Below are 17,352 nucleotides of genomic sequence, written 5' to 3' on the forward strand. Positions count from 1 at the left end.
CCGACGTTCCCGCGGGAACGTCGGGCGCTTCGGTCTCTGTACAGAGCCTGATCAGTCCAGGGGCCGGCGGGTCGCGCCGTAGGTCGCCGAGCGCACCAGGTGCGCGTAGACCTTGAGCGCCTGGGAGACCGTCCGCTCGCGCTGCTCGGGACGCCAGGGCAGCGGGCCCTTCGCCGCGCGGCGGCGCGCGATCTCCTCCTCGGGGACGTCGAGCTCGAGCAGGCGCTTGTCGACGTCGATGATGATCCGGTCCCCGTCCTCGACGAGGCCGATCAGGCCGCCCTCGGCCGCCTCCGGGGAGATGTGGCCCAGCGAGACTCCGCTGGTGCCCCCGGAGAAGCGGCCATCGGTGATGAGCGCGCAGGTCTTGCCCAGGCCCCGCCCCTTGAGGAAGGACGTCGGGTACAGCATCTCCTGCATGCCCGGACCGCCCTGGGGACCCTCGTAGCGGATCACCACGACGTCCCCGGCCTGGACGGTCTTGTCGAGGATCTTCTGGACCGCCTCCTCCTGGGAGTCGCACACCACGGCGGTGCCCTCGAAGTGGAAGAGGTCCTCCGTGATGCCCGCGGTCTTGAACACGGAGCCCTCGCGGGCCAGATTGCCCTTGAGGACCGCGAGGCCGCCGTCCTTGGTGTACGCGTGGGGAACCGAGCGCACCACGCCGTTCTCGCCGTCGGTGTCCAGCTCGTCCCAGGTGTTCGTGGTCGAGAAGGCCTGGGTGGTGCGCACGCCGCCCGGCGCCGCATGGAACAGCGCCTCCGCCTTCGCCGAGGCGCTGCCGCCGCGGATGTCCCACTCGGCGAGCCAGCTGGACAGGTCCGGGGAGTGGACGGTGTGGATGGCATGGTCCAGCAGCCCGGCGCGGTCCAGCTCGCCGAGGATCGCCGGGATGCCGCCGGCGCGGTGGACGTCCTCGACGTGGGCGGTGCCGTTGGGCGCCACCTTGGACAGCGTGGGCACCAGGCGCGAGATGCGGTCGATGTCCTCGAGGGTGAAGTCCACCCCGCCCTCGATCGCGACGGCCAGGATGTGCAGGATCGTGTTGGTGGAGCCGCCCATGGCGACGTCCATCGCCATCGCGTTGGAGAAGGCCGCCTTGGTGGCGATCGAGCGCGGCAGCACCGACTCGTCGTCCTCCTCGTAGTACCGGCGGGCCAGCTCCACGATCGTGCGGCCGGCCTCGAGGAAGAGCTCCCGGCGGAAGGCGTGGGTGGCCAGCGTGGTGCCGTTGCCGGGCAGCGAGAGTCCCAGCACCTCGGTGAGGCAGTTCATCGAGTTGGCGGTGAACATGCCCGAGCAGGAGCCGCAGGTGGGGCAGGCGTTCTCCTCGACCTCGGCGAGCTGGGCGTCGGTGACGGCATCGTTCGCCGACAGCGCCATCGCGTCCACCAGGTCGATGCGCCCCTCGGTGACGCCCTCGACCGGCTTGCCGGACTCGGAGGGGCCGCCGGAGACGAACACCACCGGGATGTTCAGCCGCATCGCGGCCATGAGGTGGCCGGGGGTGATCTTGTCGCAGTTGGAGATGCACACCAGGGCGTCCGCGGTGTGCGCGTTGACCATGTACTCGATGGAGTCGGCGATGATGTCGCGGCTGGGCAGGGAGTAGAGCATGCCGCCGTGGCCCATCGCGATGCCGTCGTCCACGGCGATGGTGTTGAACTCCTTGGAGATGCCGCCGGCCTCCGCGATCGCGCTCGCGACGAGATCGCCCATGTTCTTGAGATGGACGTGCCCGGGGACGAACTGCGTGTACGAGTTCGCGATCGCGATGATCGGCTTGCCGAAGTCGCCGCTGGTCATGCCGGTCGCGCGCCAGAGGGCGCGAGCGCCGGCCATGTTGCGGCCGTGGGTCGAGGTGCGGGAGCGGAGCTGAGGCATGGCGCCATGCTACGCCGGTATGCGAGATGGCGGTGTCACCATCCGGACGAAGGACGAGGATCACCTCCGGCGAGCCGCCGGGTTGGCGATCCGTCCGCTGTACAGCAGCGAGGAGGCCTGATCGCCGAGGTCCACCATCTGCAGGGTGTTGCGCAGCTGCAGCCGGTTCAGGCACGAGTGGGCGAAGGTCGGAGCCCGCAGGTCCACGCCTCCGCTCGTGCCCCGACGCAGCGCGGGATGCTCCCCCTCGTACTCGTCGAGGACGGCGGCGACCTGGTCCCAGAACGCCGCGGCGGGCAGCAGGCCGTCGACGTCGAGGATCGCACAGAGGTGGCGCAGCACCCCGTCGAACACATCGGTGAGGATCGACAGCGCCTTCTCCGACTCCGGCACCTCGGCCCGGATCCGCTGGAGGCGGGCCGGCAGCGGGCCCTCGCCGAGCACGGCGACCTCCTCGCCCACGTCCTTGAGGAAGGCACCCACCACACGGTGACCCCGAAGCCGCAGCACGAGGTTCTCACCGTGCGGCATCGCCACCACCTCGTGGGCCTGCAGAGCGTGGACGAGGGGCACCAGGTACGCGCTCAGCACGTCCCGCAGCCAGGTCCGGGCCCCGATCCCGGAGGCGGCGACCAGGGCGGAGGCCAGCGCACGACCCTCGTGATCACGGTGCAGGAGCGCGGCCATCGTCATCAGCTGCTCGTCCTGCCCGACCAGCGGGACGGGGTTCTCCCGCCACAGCGCCGCGAGCATCTTGCGGTGCGGGTTCGAGGAGGCGGTGCGGTGGTAGGCGTCGCCGGTGTACCCCAGGGCCGCCCGCTCGCGGAGCACGGAGAAGCCGTGCGCCGCGAAGACGGGATCCTGCGCGACGAGGTCGGCCACCCAGTCGTTGATGGCCGGGGTGTCCCGCATGTACTCCGGCGAGAGGCCGCGCAGGAAGCCCATGTTCTGGATCGCCAGCGCGGTCTTCACGTAGGGCGCTCCGTCCCGGCCGTGCTCGAAGAAGGTGCGCAGCGACTGCTGGGGCTGCAGCGCGGCTCGGCCCGGCCCGAGGGGGACGAGGTCTCCCCGACCGATGTCGGCGGCGAAGCTGATGGCGAGACGGTGGCTCTCCTGCCAGGGATGCACGGGCAGCAGGTGGTAGCCCTCGGGGTCGAGGCCTCGTCGGCGGAGGATCCCGGCGAGTCGCTCGAGCTCCTCGGGGCCGAGGGCCGCGAGGAGATGCGCCTCCTCGTCCAGGCCCTCGCCCAGGGCGAGATGGCTGTGCTCCCGCCGCACGGCCACCCACTCGAGGTGGACTCGGGGTCCGAGCTCCGGGGCGAAGGCGCGATAGTCGTCCAGCGACCAGCCGATGCGGCCGTTGGCGGCCAGGAACCCGGGGTGCCCCTCGGTCATCGCGGCCTCGATCTGCTGGAAACCTGCGTGCACCAGCGCGGGCGTGCCCGGGCGGTCGCCGGCCAGGGCGCCGCGGAGCTTCTCCGCCCCGGCGGCCAGGGTGGAGGAGAGCTCCTCGAGGTAGGTCGAGACCAGGGCCTCGGGCAGTCCGAGCGCGTCCTGCATCTCGAGGACGAACTCGAGCGCGTCGAGCTCCGTGCGCTCCTCCTCCTGCCACCGCTGCACCGAGTCCTCCTCGATCGCCCAGTGCTCGAGCGGGAGCACGCGGGCACGGAAGGTGTAGCGCACCGGCGCGCCCGGCACCTCGAGCAGCCATCGGCCCGCGCCCAGCGGCTGCGGGTGGAGCATGCGCTCGTGGGAGAACTCGGCGATCGCCTTGGTCACGAGATGGCGGTGGGAGGCGGCCACCAGCTCCGGCGTGAGGTGCTCGTAGCGTCCCCGGGCCCTCCTGCCGATCGCGGACCGGGCGAAGTCCTCCGGGGTGCACAGGCTCAGGGCCGCGCGCTTGAGGAGGCCCTCCTGCGTCAGCTCGACCTCGTCCAGCACCCGGAAACCGGCGGCGGTGTTCTTCGCGAGGACGGGAGCGTTGCGCACGTCCGGCTCGACCACCACGCGGGCGGCTCCGAGCCGCTCGAAGCACAGCCGCATCGTGGCTCCCATGATCCGGTCGGTGAAGCCTCGCTCCCCCGCCCCGTCGGGCGGGGCGACGAGCAGGTGCATGCCGAGGTCCCCCGGCCGCTCGGCGAAGACCTCCGCGGGCAGCTGGGAGGCCGGACGGTAGGTCTCCACGTAGGCGGCGTCGCGCCCGTCGACGGAGAGGATCCAGCCGTCCTGCTCGTGATCCGCGGCGACGCCGGCGAGATGGCGCCGCACCTGCTCCGGGGAGTGCTCCTGCATCTGCCAGGCCCAGGCACGGGGATGGGTCAGCCAGGCGTGGACCGCCCCGGTGTGCTGCGGAGGGTCCAGCGGTGCCACGGTGATCTGTCCGGTCTCGACGCTCATGCGAGGTCCTCCTGGAGGGTGCGGTGCGCGGCGGGAGCCTGGTCCCCGTCCGGCAGGCCGAAGGTCTGGAAGGCGATGCGCTGCTCGCAGCGGTAGGGCTCGCGCCCGGTGACCTGGGCGAGCACCCGGGAGGCGCGCCAGGGTCCGAAGCCGAGGTCCGGGGCGGTCACGCCGTGGGTGTGCTCCTCGGTGCCCAGCAGGTGGACCTGCCCGGCGGTGTCCAGGGCGTAGTCGCGGTCCGGGGCGGGGCGCCCCTGTTCGTCGCGGCGGAGGCGGTCCCCGAGCGGATCGAGCAGGTCCAGGGAGCGCGGTGCATAGCCGGTCGCGGCGAGGATCGCCCGGGTGCGGTGGACGGCGGAGGTGCCGAGCTGGCCGTGGCGCAGGGTCAGCGCCCAGCCGTCCTCGGCCCGGCGGACGCCCTCGACGGCGGTCTCGGTGAGGAGCGTGGTCGGGACCTCGCGACCTCCGGCCGAGAGCCGGTACAGGGTCTCGTGGATGTCGTCGACCAGATCCCCGCTGATGCCCTTGTGCAGGGCGCGCTGGCTCCGGGAGAGGGCCTCGCGACGCTCCGTGCTCAGCGAGCGGAACAGGTCCGTGTACTCGGGGGAGGTCATCTCGAGGCTGAGCTTGGTGTACTCCATCGGGAAGAAGCGCGGGGAGCGGGTCACCCAGTCCACGCGGGTGCCGCGGCGGCTGCCCTCCTCGATCAGGTCGCGGTAGACCTCGGCGGCGGACTGCCCGCTGCCGACGATCGTCACCGCCCCGCTCTCGAGCAGGCTCTCGCGGGCGGCGAGGTAGTCGCCGCTGTGCACGACGGGGCCGGCCGAGGGATCGGCCGCCGCCGTCCGTGCCGCCGCGGACAGGGCCGGAGGCATCGTCGGGGCGGTGCCGACCGAGACCGCGACGTGCCGGGTCAGGTGCTCCTCGGTCCCGAGCACGGCCCCGCCGTCACCGAGCACCTCGGCCCGTACCCGCAGCAGGCCGCTGCCCGCCTCCTGGACGGCGACCACGCGGCGCCGCCAGCGCAGGGTCCCCAGCTGCGCGGCCACCCAGCGGCAGTAGTCGTCGTACTCCGAGCGCAGCGGGGTGAAGGACTCCCGGATGTAGAAGGAGTACAGCCGTCCGGTGTCCTTGAGGAAGCTCAGGAAGGAATACGGGGAGGTGGGGTCCGCCATGGTGACGAGGTCCGCGAGGAAGGGGACCTGGATGGTGGCGCCCTCGAGCATCATGCCGGGATGCCAGGCGAAGCCGTCGCGCTGGTCCAGGAACACCGCGTCGACGTCGTCCAGGGGGTCCGCGAGGGCGGCGAGCCCCAGCCCGAAGGGCCCGATCCCGATCCCCACCAGGTCGTGCACGTGCGCGCTCATCGGGTCTCCTCCGTCGCGGCCAGAGCAGCTCCGGCGAGCAGACCGCGGGCGGTGGCGCGGACCAGGTCCAGGACGGCCGTCACCTCGTCGACGCGTGTCCCGGGGTTCAGCAGGGTGAGCTTGAGCCAGGCGCGGCCGTCGACGGTGGTGCGCGCGACCATCGCCCGGCCGGACTGCATGAGGATCCGCCGGATGAGGGGCACGAGACGATCGGCCTCCTCCTCGTCCACCCCCGCGGGACGGAAGCGGAAGAGGACCGTGGAGAGGTCGCCGCGCGGCAGCACCTCCATGTCCTCGGCGTCCTCGAGGAGCCCGTGGACCTGCGCGGCGAGATCGCAGACCGCATCGACCATCTCCCCGATCCGGTCGGGTCCGACGGAGCGCAGGGTGGCCCAGAGCTTCAGGGCGTCGAACCGCCGGGTGGTCTGCAGGGACTTGTCGACCTGGTTGGGCTCCGCCTCGGGCCCCAGCGCCTCGGCGGCGGGATTGAGGTAGTCGGCGTGATGCGAGGTCGCGGCGAGGGAGGCCGGATCCCTGACGAGCACGGCGCTCGAGGAGACCGGCTGGAAGAAGGTCTTGTGGAAGTCGACCGTCACGGAGTCGGCCGCGGCGATCCCGTCCAGCAGGCCGCGGCGGCGCTCGGAGAGCAGCAGGGCCCCGCCGTAGGCGGCGTCGACGTGGAGCCAGGCGCCGTGCGAGCGGCAGATCCCGGCCAGCGGGCGGAGCGGGTCGATGAGGCCCTGATCCGTGGTGCCGGCGGTGAGGGCGACAGCGAGCACGATGTCCCCGGCGGCGTCGAGCGCGGCGAGGTCCTCGGCCAGTCGTTCGGGGTCCACGCGACCGTCGGCCGTGGTGGCGAGCGTCTGCACCGCCTCGGGGGCGAGGCCGAGCAGCTGGGCCGCGCGGCCGATCGAGAAGTGAGCGGCGGGGCCGGCGAGCACCCGCAGACGGGGCATCAGCTCCGCACGCTCGCCGCCGTGGCGGCGCAGCACGGCCTCGCGGGCCAGGAACAGCGCCTGCAGGTTGGACTGGGTTCCTCCCGAGGTGAACACGCCGTCGCCCGCGGCGTACCCCAGTCGCCCGGCGGTCCACTCGACCAGCCGGCGCTCCATGAGGGTGCCCACGAGGGACTGGTCATAGGTGTCCACGGAGGTGTTCACGGCGGCGAGCATCGCCTCGGCCGCGACGGCCGGGATGAGCACCGGGCAGTTGAGGTGAGCGAGGTAGGCGGGGTGGTGGAACCACACGGCGTTGCGCGCGTAGAGGTCGTCCAGCTCGCGCAGCGCCTCGACGTCACCGACGCCCGCACCGTCCAGGTCGGTGCTCGCGACGCGGGCGGCCAGCTGGGCCCGGTCCGGACCGACGGAGGGGGCGTCCACGGTGCGGAACCGCTCCGCGAGGGCATCGACGACCCCGTGCAGGAGGTCCGCGTAGTGATCGGCGCTGTGCGCGCCCAGCAGGGCGCCGTCGGCGGACGGCGCGGCGATCCCGACGCGCGCCGGGGCCGGGTCGAGAGGGGTGATCGTCGTGGTGGTGGTCGTCATGGGCGAGAGCGTCCTCCTGGTCCGGGCACCGGAACGTCCAGTGTCATTAGGATTGCCTACCCTAATTACGAAAAGGTCACGGTGCGCAACTCCTCAGCGGCCCATCGTGAGATCGGACACCCGGAGAGTGGGAACGGAGCGGGGCGCCGACGGCCCACACAGCACAGGACGGGCCGCCCCCTGCAGGGGCGACCCGTCCTGTGCTCGCGGTGCGTCGAGGCGCTCAGCCGACGCCGAGCTTCTCCATGATGATCTCCCGGACCCTGCCGGCATCGGCCTGGCCGCGGGTGGCCTTCATGATCGGGCCGATCAGAGCGCCGATCGCCTGGACCTTCCCGCCCTGGATCTTGGCGACCACGTCGGGGTTGTCCGCGATGGCCTGGTCCACGGCGCCGGTGAGCACCGAGTCGTCGGAGACCACCGCGAGCCCCTCGGCCTCGACGATCGCAGCCGGGTCGCCCTCGCCCTGGAGCACCTTGGCGAGCACCTGCTTGGCGATCTTGTCGTTGATCTTCTTCCCGTCGACCAGACCCTGCAGCTCGGCGATCTGCGCCGGGGTGACCACGAGGGTCTCGAGCTCGACCTCGCGGTCCTTGGCGATGCGGGCCAGCTCGCCCATCCACCACTTGCGCGCGCTCTGCGCGCTCGCACCGGCGACGACGGTCGCCTCGATGAGCTCGAGGGCTCCGGCGTTGATGACATCGCGCATCTCGAGATCGGAGTAGCCCCACTCGCCCCGCAGGCGGCGACGACGCGCCGCCGGCAGCTCCGGCAGCGAGTCCCGGATCTCCTCGATCCACTCGCGGCTCGGGGCCACGGGGACCAGGTCCGGCTCCGGGAAGTAGCGGTAGTCCTCGGCGTCGGACTTCACACGCCCGGAGGAGGTGCCGCCGGTGTCCTCGTGGAAGTGGCGCGTCTCCTGCACGATGCTCTGCCCGGCGTCCAGCACGCCCGCCTGGCGGGAGATCTCGTAGCGGACGGTGCGCTCGATGGAGCGGAAGGAGTTGACGTTCTTGGTCTCGGTGCGCGTGCCCAGCGGCGCCGAGGCGTCCGCGCGCAGGGAGACGTTGATGTCGGCGCGGACGTTGCCGCGCTCCATCCGCGCCTCGGAGACCTCGAGCGCCCGGAAGATGTCGCGCAGGGTCCGCACATAGGCGGCGGCGACCTCGGGGGCGCGGCCCCCCGTGTCAGGGATCGGCTTGGTGACGATCTCGACCAGGGGCACGCCCGCGCGGTTGTAGTCGACCTCGGAGTGGGTCGCCCCGTGGATGCGCCCGGTGGCGCCCCCGACGTGGGTGTTCTTGCCCGCGTCCTCCTCCATGTGGGCGCGCTCGATCTCGACCCGGACGATCTCTCCGTCCTCGAGCTCGACGTCGACCCAGCCCTCGAAGGCGATCGGCTCGTCGTACTGCGAGGTCTGGAAGTTCTTGGTGAGATCCGGGTAGAAGTACTGCTTGCGCGCGAAGCGGCAGGTCTCGGCAATCTGACAGTTCAGCGCCAGGCCGATCCGGATCGCGAACTCCACCGCCTTGCGGTTGACCACGGGCAGCGAGCCCGGCAGGCCCAGCGAGGTGGGGGTGATCGCAGTGTTGGGCTCGGCGGCGAAGATGTTCGGCGCGCCGTCGAACATCTTGGTGGCCGTGCCCAGCTCGACGTGGACCTCGATGCCGAGGACCGGGTCGAAGCGGGCGATGGCGTCGTCGTAGTCGACGAGCGCGGGTGCGGTGGTCATCACTTGGCTCCTCCTGCCAGGGCGGTGAGCTCGGGGGCCTTCGCCAGCAGCGGTCCGCCCCAGGCGTCCTCGAGCAGCGCCTCGAGGGCGCCGCCCACCTGGTACAGGCGCTCGTCGGCCCGGGCCGGGGCGAGGAACTGGATGCCGGCGGGCAGGCCGTCCTCGGCGAGGCCGCTGGGCACCGAGATGCCCGGGGTGCCGGCGAGGTTGGCGGGAATGGTGGCGATGTCGTTCATGTACATCGCCAGCGGGTCGTCGACCTTCTCGCCGAGGCGGAAGGCGACGGTGGGAGCGGTCGGCGAGGCGAGCACGTCGACCTGCTCGAAGGCGGCGGCGAAGTCGCGCTGGACCAGCGTGCGGACCTTCTGGGCGCTGCCGTAGTAGGCGTCGTAGTAGCCGGCCGAGAGCGCGTAGGTGCCCAGCAGGATGCGGCGCTTGACCTCGTCGCCGAAGCCGGCGCCCCGGGTGGCCTTCATGACGTTCTCCGCGGTGGGGTGGTCCTCGGGGATCACGCGGAGGCCGAAGCGCATGCCGTCGAACTTCGCGAGGTTGCTCGAGGCCTCCGAGGGCATGATGAGGTAGTAGGCGCCCAGCGCGTAGCGGAAGTTCGGGCAGGACACGCGGACGATCTCCGCGCCGGCACGCTCGAGCTGCTCGAGCGACTCGGTGAAGCGGGCGCTGACCTCGGGGGCGAAGCCCTCTCCCTCGAGCTCCTCGATGACGCCGATGCGCAGGCCCTTCACGTCGCGGCTCCGCGCCGCCCGGGCGAAGGAGCCCACGGGGTCGGTGAGCGAGGTGGAGTCGTGCACGTCGTGACCGGCGATCAGCTCGTGCAGCAGGGCCGCGTCCTCGACGGTGCGGGTCACGGGCCCGGCCTGGTCCAGGGAGCTGGCCATGGCGATGAGGCCGTAGCGGGAGACGGAGCCGTAGGTGGGCTTGACGCCCACGGTGCCGGTGACGGCGCCGGGCTGGCGGATCGAGCCGCCGGTGTCGGTGCCGATCGCGAGCGGCGCCTCGTAGGCGCCCACGGCTGCGGCGCTGCCGCCGCCGGAGCCGCCGGGGATGCGCTCGCGGTCCCAGGGGTTGCGGGTGGGGCCGTAGGCGCTGGACTCGGTGGAGGAGCCCATGGCGAACTCGTCCATGTTGGTCTTGCCGAGGATCGGCAGGCCGGCCGTCCGCAGCGCGGTGACCAGGGTCGCGTCGTACGGCGGGATCCAGCCCTCGAGGATCTTCGACCCCGCGGTGGTGGGCGTGCCCTCGGTGACCACCACGTCCTTGACGGCGACGGGCACCCCGGCGAGCGCGTGCAGCTCCTCGCCGCCGGCGCGGCGGGAGTCGATGTCCCGGGCGGTGGCCAGGGCCTCCTGCTCACCGACGTGGAGGAAGGCGTTCAGGTCGCCGTCGACGGCGGCGATGCGGTCCAGGTGGGCGCGGGTGAGCTCCTCGGAGGAGACCTCCCCGGCGCCCAGCGCGGCGGCCTGGGCGGCGGCGCTGCGGCGGATCATGTCGGTCATCAGGTCACTCCTCTCCCAGGATCTGCGGGACGGCGAAGCGACCTCCCGAGGCCTCGGGAGCGCCGGCGAGGGCCTGCTCCTGGCTCAGGGTGGTCGTCACGACGTCCTCGCGGAAGACGTTGGTCATGGCAATGGGGTGGGACGTCGCGGGCACGTCCTCGGTGGCGACCTCGGACACGGAGGCGACAGCGTCCATGATGGAGTCGAACTCGCCGGCGAAGCGGTCGATCTCCTCATCGGTGAGCTGGATCCGTGCGAGGTCGGCGAGGCGTGCGACGTCATCTCGTCCGATCGAAGGCATGGGGGCATTCTAGGTGGACGCGCGGGGCGTGCGCGCCCAGCGGTCCGCGGCGGGACGACGGGTGGGCTCGCTCACCCGTCGGACGCCACGCGGTAGTGGTAGGTGCCCACGCGCCGGGCGCCGAGGGCGCGGTAGAGGCCCTTCGCAGCGGTGTTCTCGCTCTCCACCTCGAGCAGCGCCCGCTGCGCGCCCTGCATCGCGGCGAGGGCGAGGAGGGAGCGGGTGAGGTCCCGGCCCAGGCCGCGGCGGCGGTGGGCGGGGTCGACGGCGAGCAGGTTCAGCACCGCGACCTGCTCGCGCCCGGCCTCGACCAGCGCGGCGCGGCCGACGGCGCCGGCTGCATCAGTCCCCTCAGCGGGGAGGCTCACCTGGATCGCGGGGGTGCCCGCGCAGATGTCGCGCAGCGTCTCCCGCGCGCCCTCGCCGGGGCGGGGCGCGAGGTGCCAGGCGGACTCGAACCAGTCCGGATCCAGCGCGCCGACGGCGATCCGCGCCGTGGCGGCGGGTGGGGCGGCCGCGGCGGTCCCTGCCAGCGGCAGCTCCCAGATCTCGCTGCGGCCCCGCATCGCCTCGCCGCGCTCCCGCAGCAGCGGGTCCAGACCGGTCGGGGAGACGCCCTCGACGATCCGGTGCACGGGGGCCTCCCCCGCGGCACGGACCAGGGACTCCACGCGCTCGAGGGCCGCCTCGAGCGCGTCCCGGTCCTCGGGGGCCTCGAGTGCGACCACGCTGTGGGCGCGCCGGGTCACGCCGCGGGAGCGGAGCACGGCGAACCCGTCGATATCCAGGCGCTGCAGCGGGCGCCATCCGGCGATCAGCGCCTCGAGCCGTCGCGAGGGGGACAGCGGGCGGGGCGCGGCGGGCGAGGTGCGGCGGGAGCGTCGGGTCACCGTGCCGATCGTAGCGACAGCGCGCCGCGGCGGCGGCGCCGAGTGCCACCGCCCGGTGGCCGTCGTCGAGGCCGAGGAGTAGGCTCGATACGCCCGCCGACCACCCCGGCGGCACCCTCACGCAGGGACGTAGAAGGGACCACGCCATGTCCGTCGATCCGCACATCGACCTCGAGTCTCATGACCCCGAGGACGGCGAGGAGCGCTCCGAGGACCCCCGGATCCGCGAGGCGGAGGAGCTCGAGGCGAAGATGCGCCGCGCCCTGGCCACCAAGGAGGATCCGCTGAGCGACGACGAGTCGACCTCGGAGCGTCTGCGACGGATCGAGAAGCAGAGCGGCGCCGCGGAGTCCTGAGCTCCGCTCACCGCTGCGGCGGATCGGGCGGCGGCATGAGGACGAAGGGCAGGTACAGCACGCCGGAGAGGTTGTAGGGGAAGGTGATCCGCATGATCCCCTTGATGCCCCAGTGCATCCCGAACGCCCCCAGCGCGAACAGCCGCCCCAGCCGGCGGTCCAGCACCGCCAGCGGGGCGCCGAGCTCGAGGACCAGCGAGACCGTCGCCATCGCGGTGAACAGGTGCTTGTACGGGTACAGCGCCCGCGCCAGCGGTGACCCCTGCTCCCCCAGCATCTCCTTGCGCAGGGCGTCGAAGGCGATGTGCCCCCGCATCGTGCCGCCCTCGATCCACCGCGCGCCGTCGCCCCCGGAGAGCTTCGCCAGGCCCGCGATGAGATAGGTCAGGGAGACCGCCGCGTTCATGACCGTCGGCGTCGCCCCGTACATCCACGAGCGCCGGGCGGGCAGGAGGGTGCCGTCCCGCCGCAGCGCGTCGACGCTCAGCGCGTCGGCCGACGGCGCGGCGCCGAGCACCATCGTGTGCAGGACGAGGGTGTTCTCGTGGTGGTACACCATCGACCAGGAGTTGCGGTAGGAGAAGTTCCAGGTCTGCAGCGCCGCGTGCAGCGGGCCCGTCACGCGGTGCGCGATCCCCGCGGTGAACAGCGCCCCGGTCACGAGCGAGGCGTCCAGCAGGGCGTCCGCGACCCGCGGAGGCAGCGGCCGACGCAGGATCCGGGCCGGTCCCACGGGGTCGAAGCTCGCGGCGTCGGTGCGGTGGACTCCCCGGTACAGGGACCGCCGTCGGCCCACGTGCCGGAGGTGGTAGGCGCCCACGGCCAGGCGCAGCACCGCGGGGGTGGTGGCCGCGGCAGTCGGGGCGAGGCGGCGACGGGCGGTGGAGGCGAGGCTCCGCAGCGCGGCGGGCAGGGCGGCGCGGATCATCACCGCACCCCCTGCTCACGACCGGGGACGGCGGCGGTGCCGCGCACATCCAGCCGGCTGGTGTACTCCTGCGGATCGGCGCCCAGCATGTAGGGGTCCACGAGGTAGCGGCCGCGCAGCACCTGCACCGTGACGATGTCGCGGTCCGCGCTCCGGTCCCTCGAGGCGATGCGCTCGGCGGCGAGGTCGGCGAGGTGCTGGCCCTCCCCCGCGCGCACGCGGCGCCGCAGCTGGCGCCGCACGGCGTTGAGCCCGCCGGTGCCGAGGTAGGAGTAGTGCAGAGGTCGCGCGGCGCCGTCCGCCGTCAGCCCCAGCAGGTGGGTGACCCAGTAGTGGGAGCCGCGCTTCCCGGAGAACATCGGGTAGTGGCTGAAGGGGAAGGAGTCGCGCACTTCCGTCTGGTCGCGTCCCAGGCGGCGCATCGGCAGTGCGACGGCGGTCAGCAGCGCGGCGGTCGCCGCACCGGCCAGCCACCGGGTGGTGTCGGTGTCGGGGAGGGATGCCCCGGCGGTTCCCGGGGTGGCGGTGTGCTCGCTCATGGCCTCACGCTAGGAGCGGGGCATGAGACCCCCGGTGAGAGGGTGATGAGAGGGTTCTCAGAAACTGTTCAGGTCCTGGCGTGGGACCGCTCCTCCCCCGGGCCGCTGCGTCCACGGCGGCGCCGTCGTCCCTCGCGCGTCGGCCGCAGTCGTCACACTGGGGGCATGGAACAGAGCACCGCCCCCGCCGCCTCCCCTTCTCCGCTGCGTGAGGAGGCTCGGGAGGCGCTGCGTGCCCTGACCGGCAGCGCCGAGGCCGACTTCCACCAGGGCCAGTTCGAGGCGATCTCCGCACTGGTCGAGCAGCGCCGGCGGGTGCTGGTGGTCCAGCGCACCGGCTGGGGGAAGTCCGCGGTGTACTTCCTTGCCGCGCTCCTGCAGCGCCGTCGCGGCGCCGGGCCGGCGCTGATCATCTCCCCGCTGATCGCGCTGATGCGCGACCAGGTCGCGGCCGCGCGCCGCGCCGGGGTGCGGGCGGAGGCGATCAGCTCCGCGAATCCCACCGAATGGGCGGACATCGAGCAGGCGCTCGCGGCCGATGCGCTGGACGTCCTGCTGGTCTCCCCCGAGCGTCTGGTCAACCCGCGCTTCCGCGAGGAGCAGCTGCCGCGTCTGGTGGAGCGCTGCGGCCTGCTGGTGATCGACGAGGCGCACTGCATCTCCGACTGGGGACATGACTTCCGTCCCGACTACCGCCGGCTGCGGGACCTCGTGGCGGAGCTGGGCGAGGGCGTGCCCGTGCTGGCCACCACCGCCACCGCGAACTCCCGCGTGGTCGCCGACGTCGCCGAGCAGCTCGAGGTGCAGGGCGAGGGCGCCGCGCCCGTGCTCACCCTGCGCGGTCCGCTGACCCGCGACTCGCTGCGTCTGGGATGCCTGCGCCTCGACGACGATCGTGCGCGCCTGGAGTACCTGGTCCAGCATCTCGACGAGCTGCCGGGCTCGGGGATCATCTACACCCTGACCGTCTCCGCGGCGGAGGACCTCGCCGACCTCCTGCATCGCCCGGACCGCCCCGTGCGCGCCTACACCGGCCGCACCGATGCCGAGGAGCGGGCGGAGCTCGAGCAGGCGCTGAAGGACAACCGGGTCAAGGCGCTCGCGGCCACCAGCGCCCTGGGCATGGGCTTCGACAAGCCGGACCTGGGCTTCGTGGTCCATCTGGGCGCGCCCAGCTCCCCGGTGGCCTACTACCAGCAGGTGGGCCGCGCCGGGCGCGCCACGGACACCGCGGACGTGCTGCTGCTGCCCGGCCGCGAGGACCGCGCGATCTGGGACTACTTCGCGACCGCCTCGATGCCCTCGCAGGAGGACGCGGCCACCGTCCTGGCCGCGCTGGCGGCCGCCTCCGGCCCGCTGTCCACCCCGGCGCTCGAGGCGCGGGCCGACGTGCGCCGCAGTGCACTGGAGCTGTTGCTCAAGGTGCTCGCCGTCGAGGGGGCGGTCCAGAGCGTGAAGGGCGGATGGGTGGCCACCGGGAGGCCGTGGACCTACGACGCGCCCCGCTACGAGAACGTCGCCCGCGCCCGCCGCGAGGAACAGCAGGCCATGCTCGACTACGAGGCGCTGCACCCGGGTGCAGGGCAGCAGTGCCGGATGGTGTTCCTCGCCCACCAGCTCGACGACGACACGGCGCGTCCCTGCGGTCGCTGCGACGTCTGCGCCGAGCCCTGGTACCCGCTCCCCGGCGGTGAGGATTCCTCGCGCCAGGAGGTCTCGCGCCTGCTGGACCGCGTGGGCGTGCCGGTCGAGGCGCGCAAGCAGTGGCCGCAGGGTCTGGACCGGCTGGGCGTCACCACCGTCTCCGGCGCGCCGGTGCGGGGGAACATCCCGCCGGCGGAGCGGGTCGAGGAGGGCCGGGCGCTGGCGCGGCTCTCGGACCTGGGCTGGGCGGTCCCGCTGCGTCAGCTGCTGCGCACCGACGAGGAGGGCCGGCGCGTGGACGCCACCCTCACCCCCGTGATCGCGCAGCGCGTGGTCGAGGTGCTCACCGATTGGGACTGGGAACAGCGCCCCGCCGCGGTGCTCGCCGTGCCCTCGACCACGCGGCCGCAGCTGGTCCGAGACCTGGCCTCCGGCATCGCGCGCGTGGGACGGATGCAGGACCTCGGGGAGCTGGGCCTGGCCCCCGGCGCCGGCCCGCTGGACGGAGCCCGCAACAGCGCCTTCCGTGTCGCCGCGCTCTGGGACCGCTTCGTGGTCTCCGAGGAGCTCACCGCGGCGCTCGCGGCCCTCGAGGGCGCACCGGTCCTGCTGGTCGACGACGAGATCGACACCCGTTGGACCGTGGCCCTGGCGGGCCGGGTGCTGCGACGGACGGGATCGGGGCCGGTGCTGCCGCTCGCGCTGGCTTTGGTGAGCTGAGGCGCGGGCAGCACCACGGGTCGCGCCTGTGCATCGCCGAGCTCGAACGCCTCGCGCCGTCCTCGGTCTCGTTCAGATCATGTCCCCACCGGCGGGAACGCCTTGCCCGGGTTCAACAGCCCGCGCGGGTCGAGGGCGTGCTTGATGGCGGCGTGCATCGCGAGCTCGGCCGGATCGAGCTCCGCGGCGGCGCCGGCGAGCTTCAGCAGGCCCACGCCGTGCTCCCCGGTGACGGTGCCTCCCAGCGCCCGGCCTTCCTCCGCGATGCGGTCGACGGCGACCAGGGCACGAGCCCTCGCCGCCTCGTCGCCGGCGGGCGCGACGATCAGCGGGTGCAGGTTGCCGTCCCCGGCGTGGGCGATGTTCGCGATCGTCAGATCAGCCTCGCGAGCGATGGCCTCGATCCGCCCGAGCATCTCGGCGACGCGCGAGCGGGGCACGCAGACGTCCTCGGAGAGCACGGAGCCGTAGCGCTCGAGCGCGGGGTGGGCCAGGCGCCGAGCCAGGAGCAGACGGTCCGCCTCCTCGGTGCTGCTCGCGAGCTCGACGCCCGTCGCCCCCGCACCGCGCAACAGCGCCTCGACCTCGGCGGCGAGCGCCTCCCCGGTCTCCCCCGGCTCGTCAAGGTGGATCAGGAGCATCGCGGCGGCGTCGTCCGCGATGCCGAGGTCCTGCCACGCCTGGACCGCCTGCAGGCAGGTGCGATCGATGAGCTCGAGCGCCGCCGGCACGACGCCGGCGCGCGCGATGGCCTCCACCGCCTCCCCCGCGGCGGGCAGGGAGGCGAAGGTGGCGGTGAGCGCGCGGTCCTCGCGACCGCCCAGCGGGAGCAGGCGCACGGTGGCGTCGACGACGATCGCGAGGGTCCCCTCGCTGCCCACGATCAGCGAGGTGAGGTCGTAGCCCGTCACGCCCTTCGCGGTCGCGCGGCCGATCCGCGCCACCTGCGCATCGGCCGTGACCACCGTCAGGCCCAGCACGTAGTCCGTCGTCACGCCGTACTTCACGCAGCAGATGCCGCCCGCGTTCGTCGCGATGTTCCCGCCGATCGTGCTGATCGCCCGGCTCGCCGGGTCCGGCGGGTACCAGAGCCCGTGCTCCGCCACATGCCGGCGCAGGTCCTCGTTGAGCACCCCCGCCTGGACGACGACGGTGCGCTCCGCGGCGTCGACCGGGCCGATCTCGCGCATCCGCTCGAGGCTCAGCACGATGCAGCCCTCGGTGCTGTTCGCCCCGCCGGCCAGCCCCGTGCCCGCGCCGCGCGGCACGATCGGGGTGCCCGTGGCGCCGGCGGCCTCGACCACCGCGACGACCTCCTCGAGCGTCTCGGGCAGGGCCACCACGGCCGGCGCGGCGCTGGGCGTCCAGGCGGCCGCGTCATGGCGGTACCGCTCGCGCGATGCGACGTCGGTGAGCAGCCGCTCGCGCGGCAGACGGGCGGAGAGCTCGGCGATCAGGTCCATCGGGGCCTCCTCGGGGCGGTCGCGGCACCGCGGGGCCGCGGCGGGCGGGTCCCTCCATGGTCTCTCTCAGGGG

General features: G+C 73.2%; 13 protein-coding genes. 2 read left to right on the forward strand and 11 right to left on the reverse strand.

Annotation, left to right across the window (positions count from 1 at the left end; translation table 11 throughout):
- Window positions 1–51: 51 nt before the first annotated feature.
- The 8 genes from ilvD to CXH06_RS11325 all read right to left on the reverse strand — a co-directional run bounded on the left by ilvD (window position 52) and on the right by CXH06_RS11325 (window position 11,629).
- Window positions 52–1,884, reverse strand: a complete 1,833-nt coding sequence (gene ilvD, locus CXH06_RS11290) for a dihydroxy-acid dehydratase (protein WP_114855297.1) — start codon at window positions 1,882–1,884, stop codon at window positions 52–54.
- A gap of 60 nt (window positions 1,885–1,944) precedes the next feature.
- Window positions 1,945–4,281 (reverse strand): GNAT family N-acetyltransferase, encoded by a 2,337-nt coding sequence (locus CXH06_RS11295; protein WP_114855298.1) that lies wholly within the window; start codon window positions 4,279–4,281, stop codon window positions 1,945–1,947.
- A complete protein-coding gene (locus CXH06_RS11300) occupies window positions 4,278–5,648 on the reverse strand; it encodes a lysine N(6)-hydroxylase/L-ornithine N(5)-oxygenase family protein (RefSeq protein WP_114855299.1) in 1,371 nt (456 codons plus the stop codon). Before CXH06_RS11300 ends, CXH06_RS11295 begins: the two co-directional genes overlap by 4 nt.
- The gene (locus CXH06_RS11305) at window positions 5,645–7,192 is read right to left on the reverse strand and encodes a pyridoxal-dependent decarboxylase (protein WP_114855300.1); all 1,548 of its coding nucleotides are present in this window, start codon (window positions 7,190–7,192) and stop codon (window positions 5,645–5,647) included. Before CXH06_RS11305 ends, CXH06_RS11300 begins: the two co-directional genes overlap by 4 nt.
- Before the next feature lie 223 nt (window positions 7,193–7,415).
- Complete coding sequence (gene gatB, locus CXH06_RS11310; RefSeq protein WP_114855301.1) at window positions 7,416–8,924, reverse strand: Asp-tRNA(Asn)/Glu-tRNA(Gln) amidotransferase subunit GatB; 1,509 nt, start codon at window positions 8,922–8,924, stop codon at window positions 7,416–7,418.
- Window positions 8,924–10,438 carry an Asp-tRNA(Asn)/Glu-tRNA(Gln) amidotransferase subunit GatA gene (gene gatA / locus CXH06_RS11315; protein ID WP_114855302.1) on the reverse strand — a complete coding sequence of 505 codons (1,515 nt, stop codon included), beginning with the start codon at window positions 10,436–10,438 and terminating at the stop codon, window positions 8,924–8,926. The genes gatB and gatA overlap by 1 nt, the downstream gene beginning before the upstream one ends.
- A 4-nt stretch (window positions 10,439–10,442) precedes the next feature.
- A complete protein-coding gene (gene gatC, locus CXH06_RS11320) occupies window positions 10,443–10,739 on the reverse strand; it encodes an Asp-tRNA(Asn)/Glu-tRNA(Gln) amidotransferase subunit GatC (RefSeq protein ID WP_114855303.1) in 297 nt (98 codons plus the stop codon).
- A gap of 71 nt (window positions 10,740–10,810) precedes the next feature.
- The gene (locus tag CXH06_RS11325) at window positions 10,811–11,629 is read right to left on the reverse strand and encodes an N-acetyltransferase (RefSeq protein ID WP_114855304.1); all 819 of its coding nucleotides are present in this window, start codon (window positions 11,627–11,629) and stop codon (window positions 10,811–10,813) included.
- A gap of 146 nt (window positions 11,630–11,775) precedes the next feature.
- On the opposite strand from CXH06_RS11325, the gene CXH06_RS11330 reads away from it, so the two are divergent.
- On the forward strand, window positions 11,776–11,985 hold the full coding sequence (locus CXH06_RS11330; RefSeq protein ID WP_114855305.1) for a hypothetical protein: 210 nt from the start codon (window positions 11,776–11,778) through the stop codon (window positions 11,983–11,985).
- A gap of 7 nt (window positions 11,986–11,992) precedes the next feature.
- Here CXH06_RS11330 and CXH06_RS11335 read toward each other — a convergent pair whose 3' ends face one another.
- Window positions 11,993–12,913 carry a hypothetical protein gene (locus CXH06_RS11335; RefSeq protein ID WP_232820319.1) on the reverse strand — a complete coding sequence of 307 codons (921 nt, stop codon included), beginning with the start codon at window positions 12,911–12,913 and terminating at the stop codon, window positions 11,993–11,995.
- On the reverse strand, window positions 12,913–13,452 hold the full coding sequence (locus CXH06_RS11340) for a hypothetical protein (protein WP_114855306.1): 540 nt from the start codon (window positions 13,450–13,452) through the stop codon (window positions 12,913–12,915). Before CXH06_RS11340 ends, CXH06_RS11335 begins: the two co-directional genes overlap by 1 nt.
- Window positions 13,453–13,617: 165 nt before the next feature.
- On the opposite strand from CXH06_RS11340, the gene CXH06_RS11345 reads away from it, so the two are divergent.
- On the forward strand, window positions 13,618–15,816 hold the full coding sequence (locus tag CXH06_RS11345; RefSeq protein ID WP_114855307.1) for an ATP-dependent DNA helicase RecQ: 2,199 nt from the start codon (window positions 13,618–13,620) through the stop codon (window positions 15,814–15,816).
- Window positions 15,817–15,893: 77 nt separating this feature from the next.
- Here CXH06_RS11345 and CXH06_RS11350 read toward each other — a convergent pair whose 3' ends face one another.
- Window positions 15,894–17,279 carry an FAD-binding oxidoreductase gene (locus CXH06_RS11350; RefSeq protein WP_114855308.1) on the reverse strand — a complete coding sequence of 462 codons (1,386 nt, stop codon included), beginning with the start codon at window positions 17,277–17,279 and terminating at the stop codon, window positions 15,894–15,896.
- Window positions 17,280–17,352: the final 73 nt, after the last annotated feature.

This window comes from Brachybacterium sp. YJGR34 (genome assembly GCF_003347015.1).
GTDB lineage: Bacteria > Actinomycetota > Actinomycetes > Actinomycetales > Dermabacteraceae > Brachybacterium.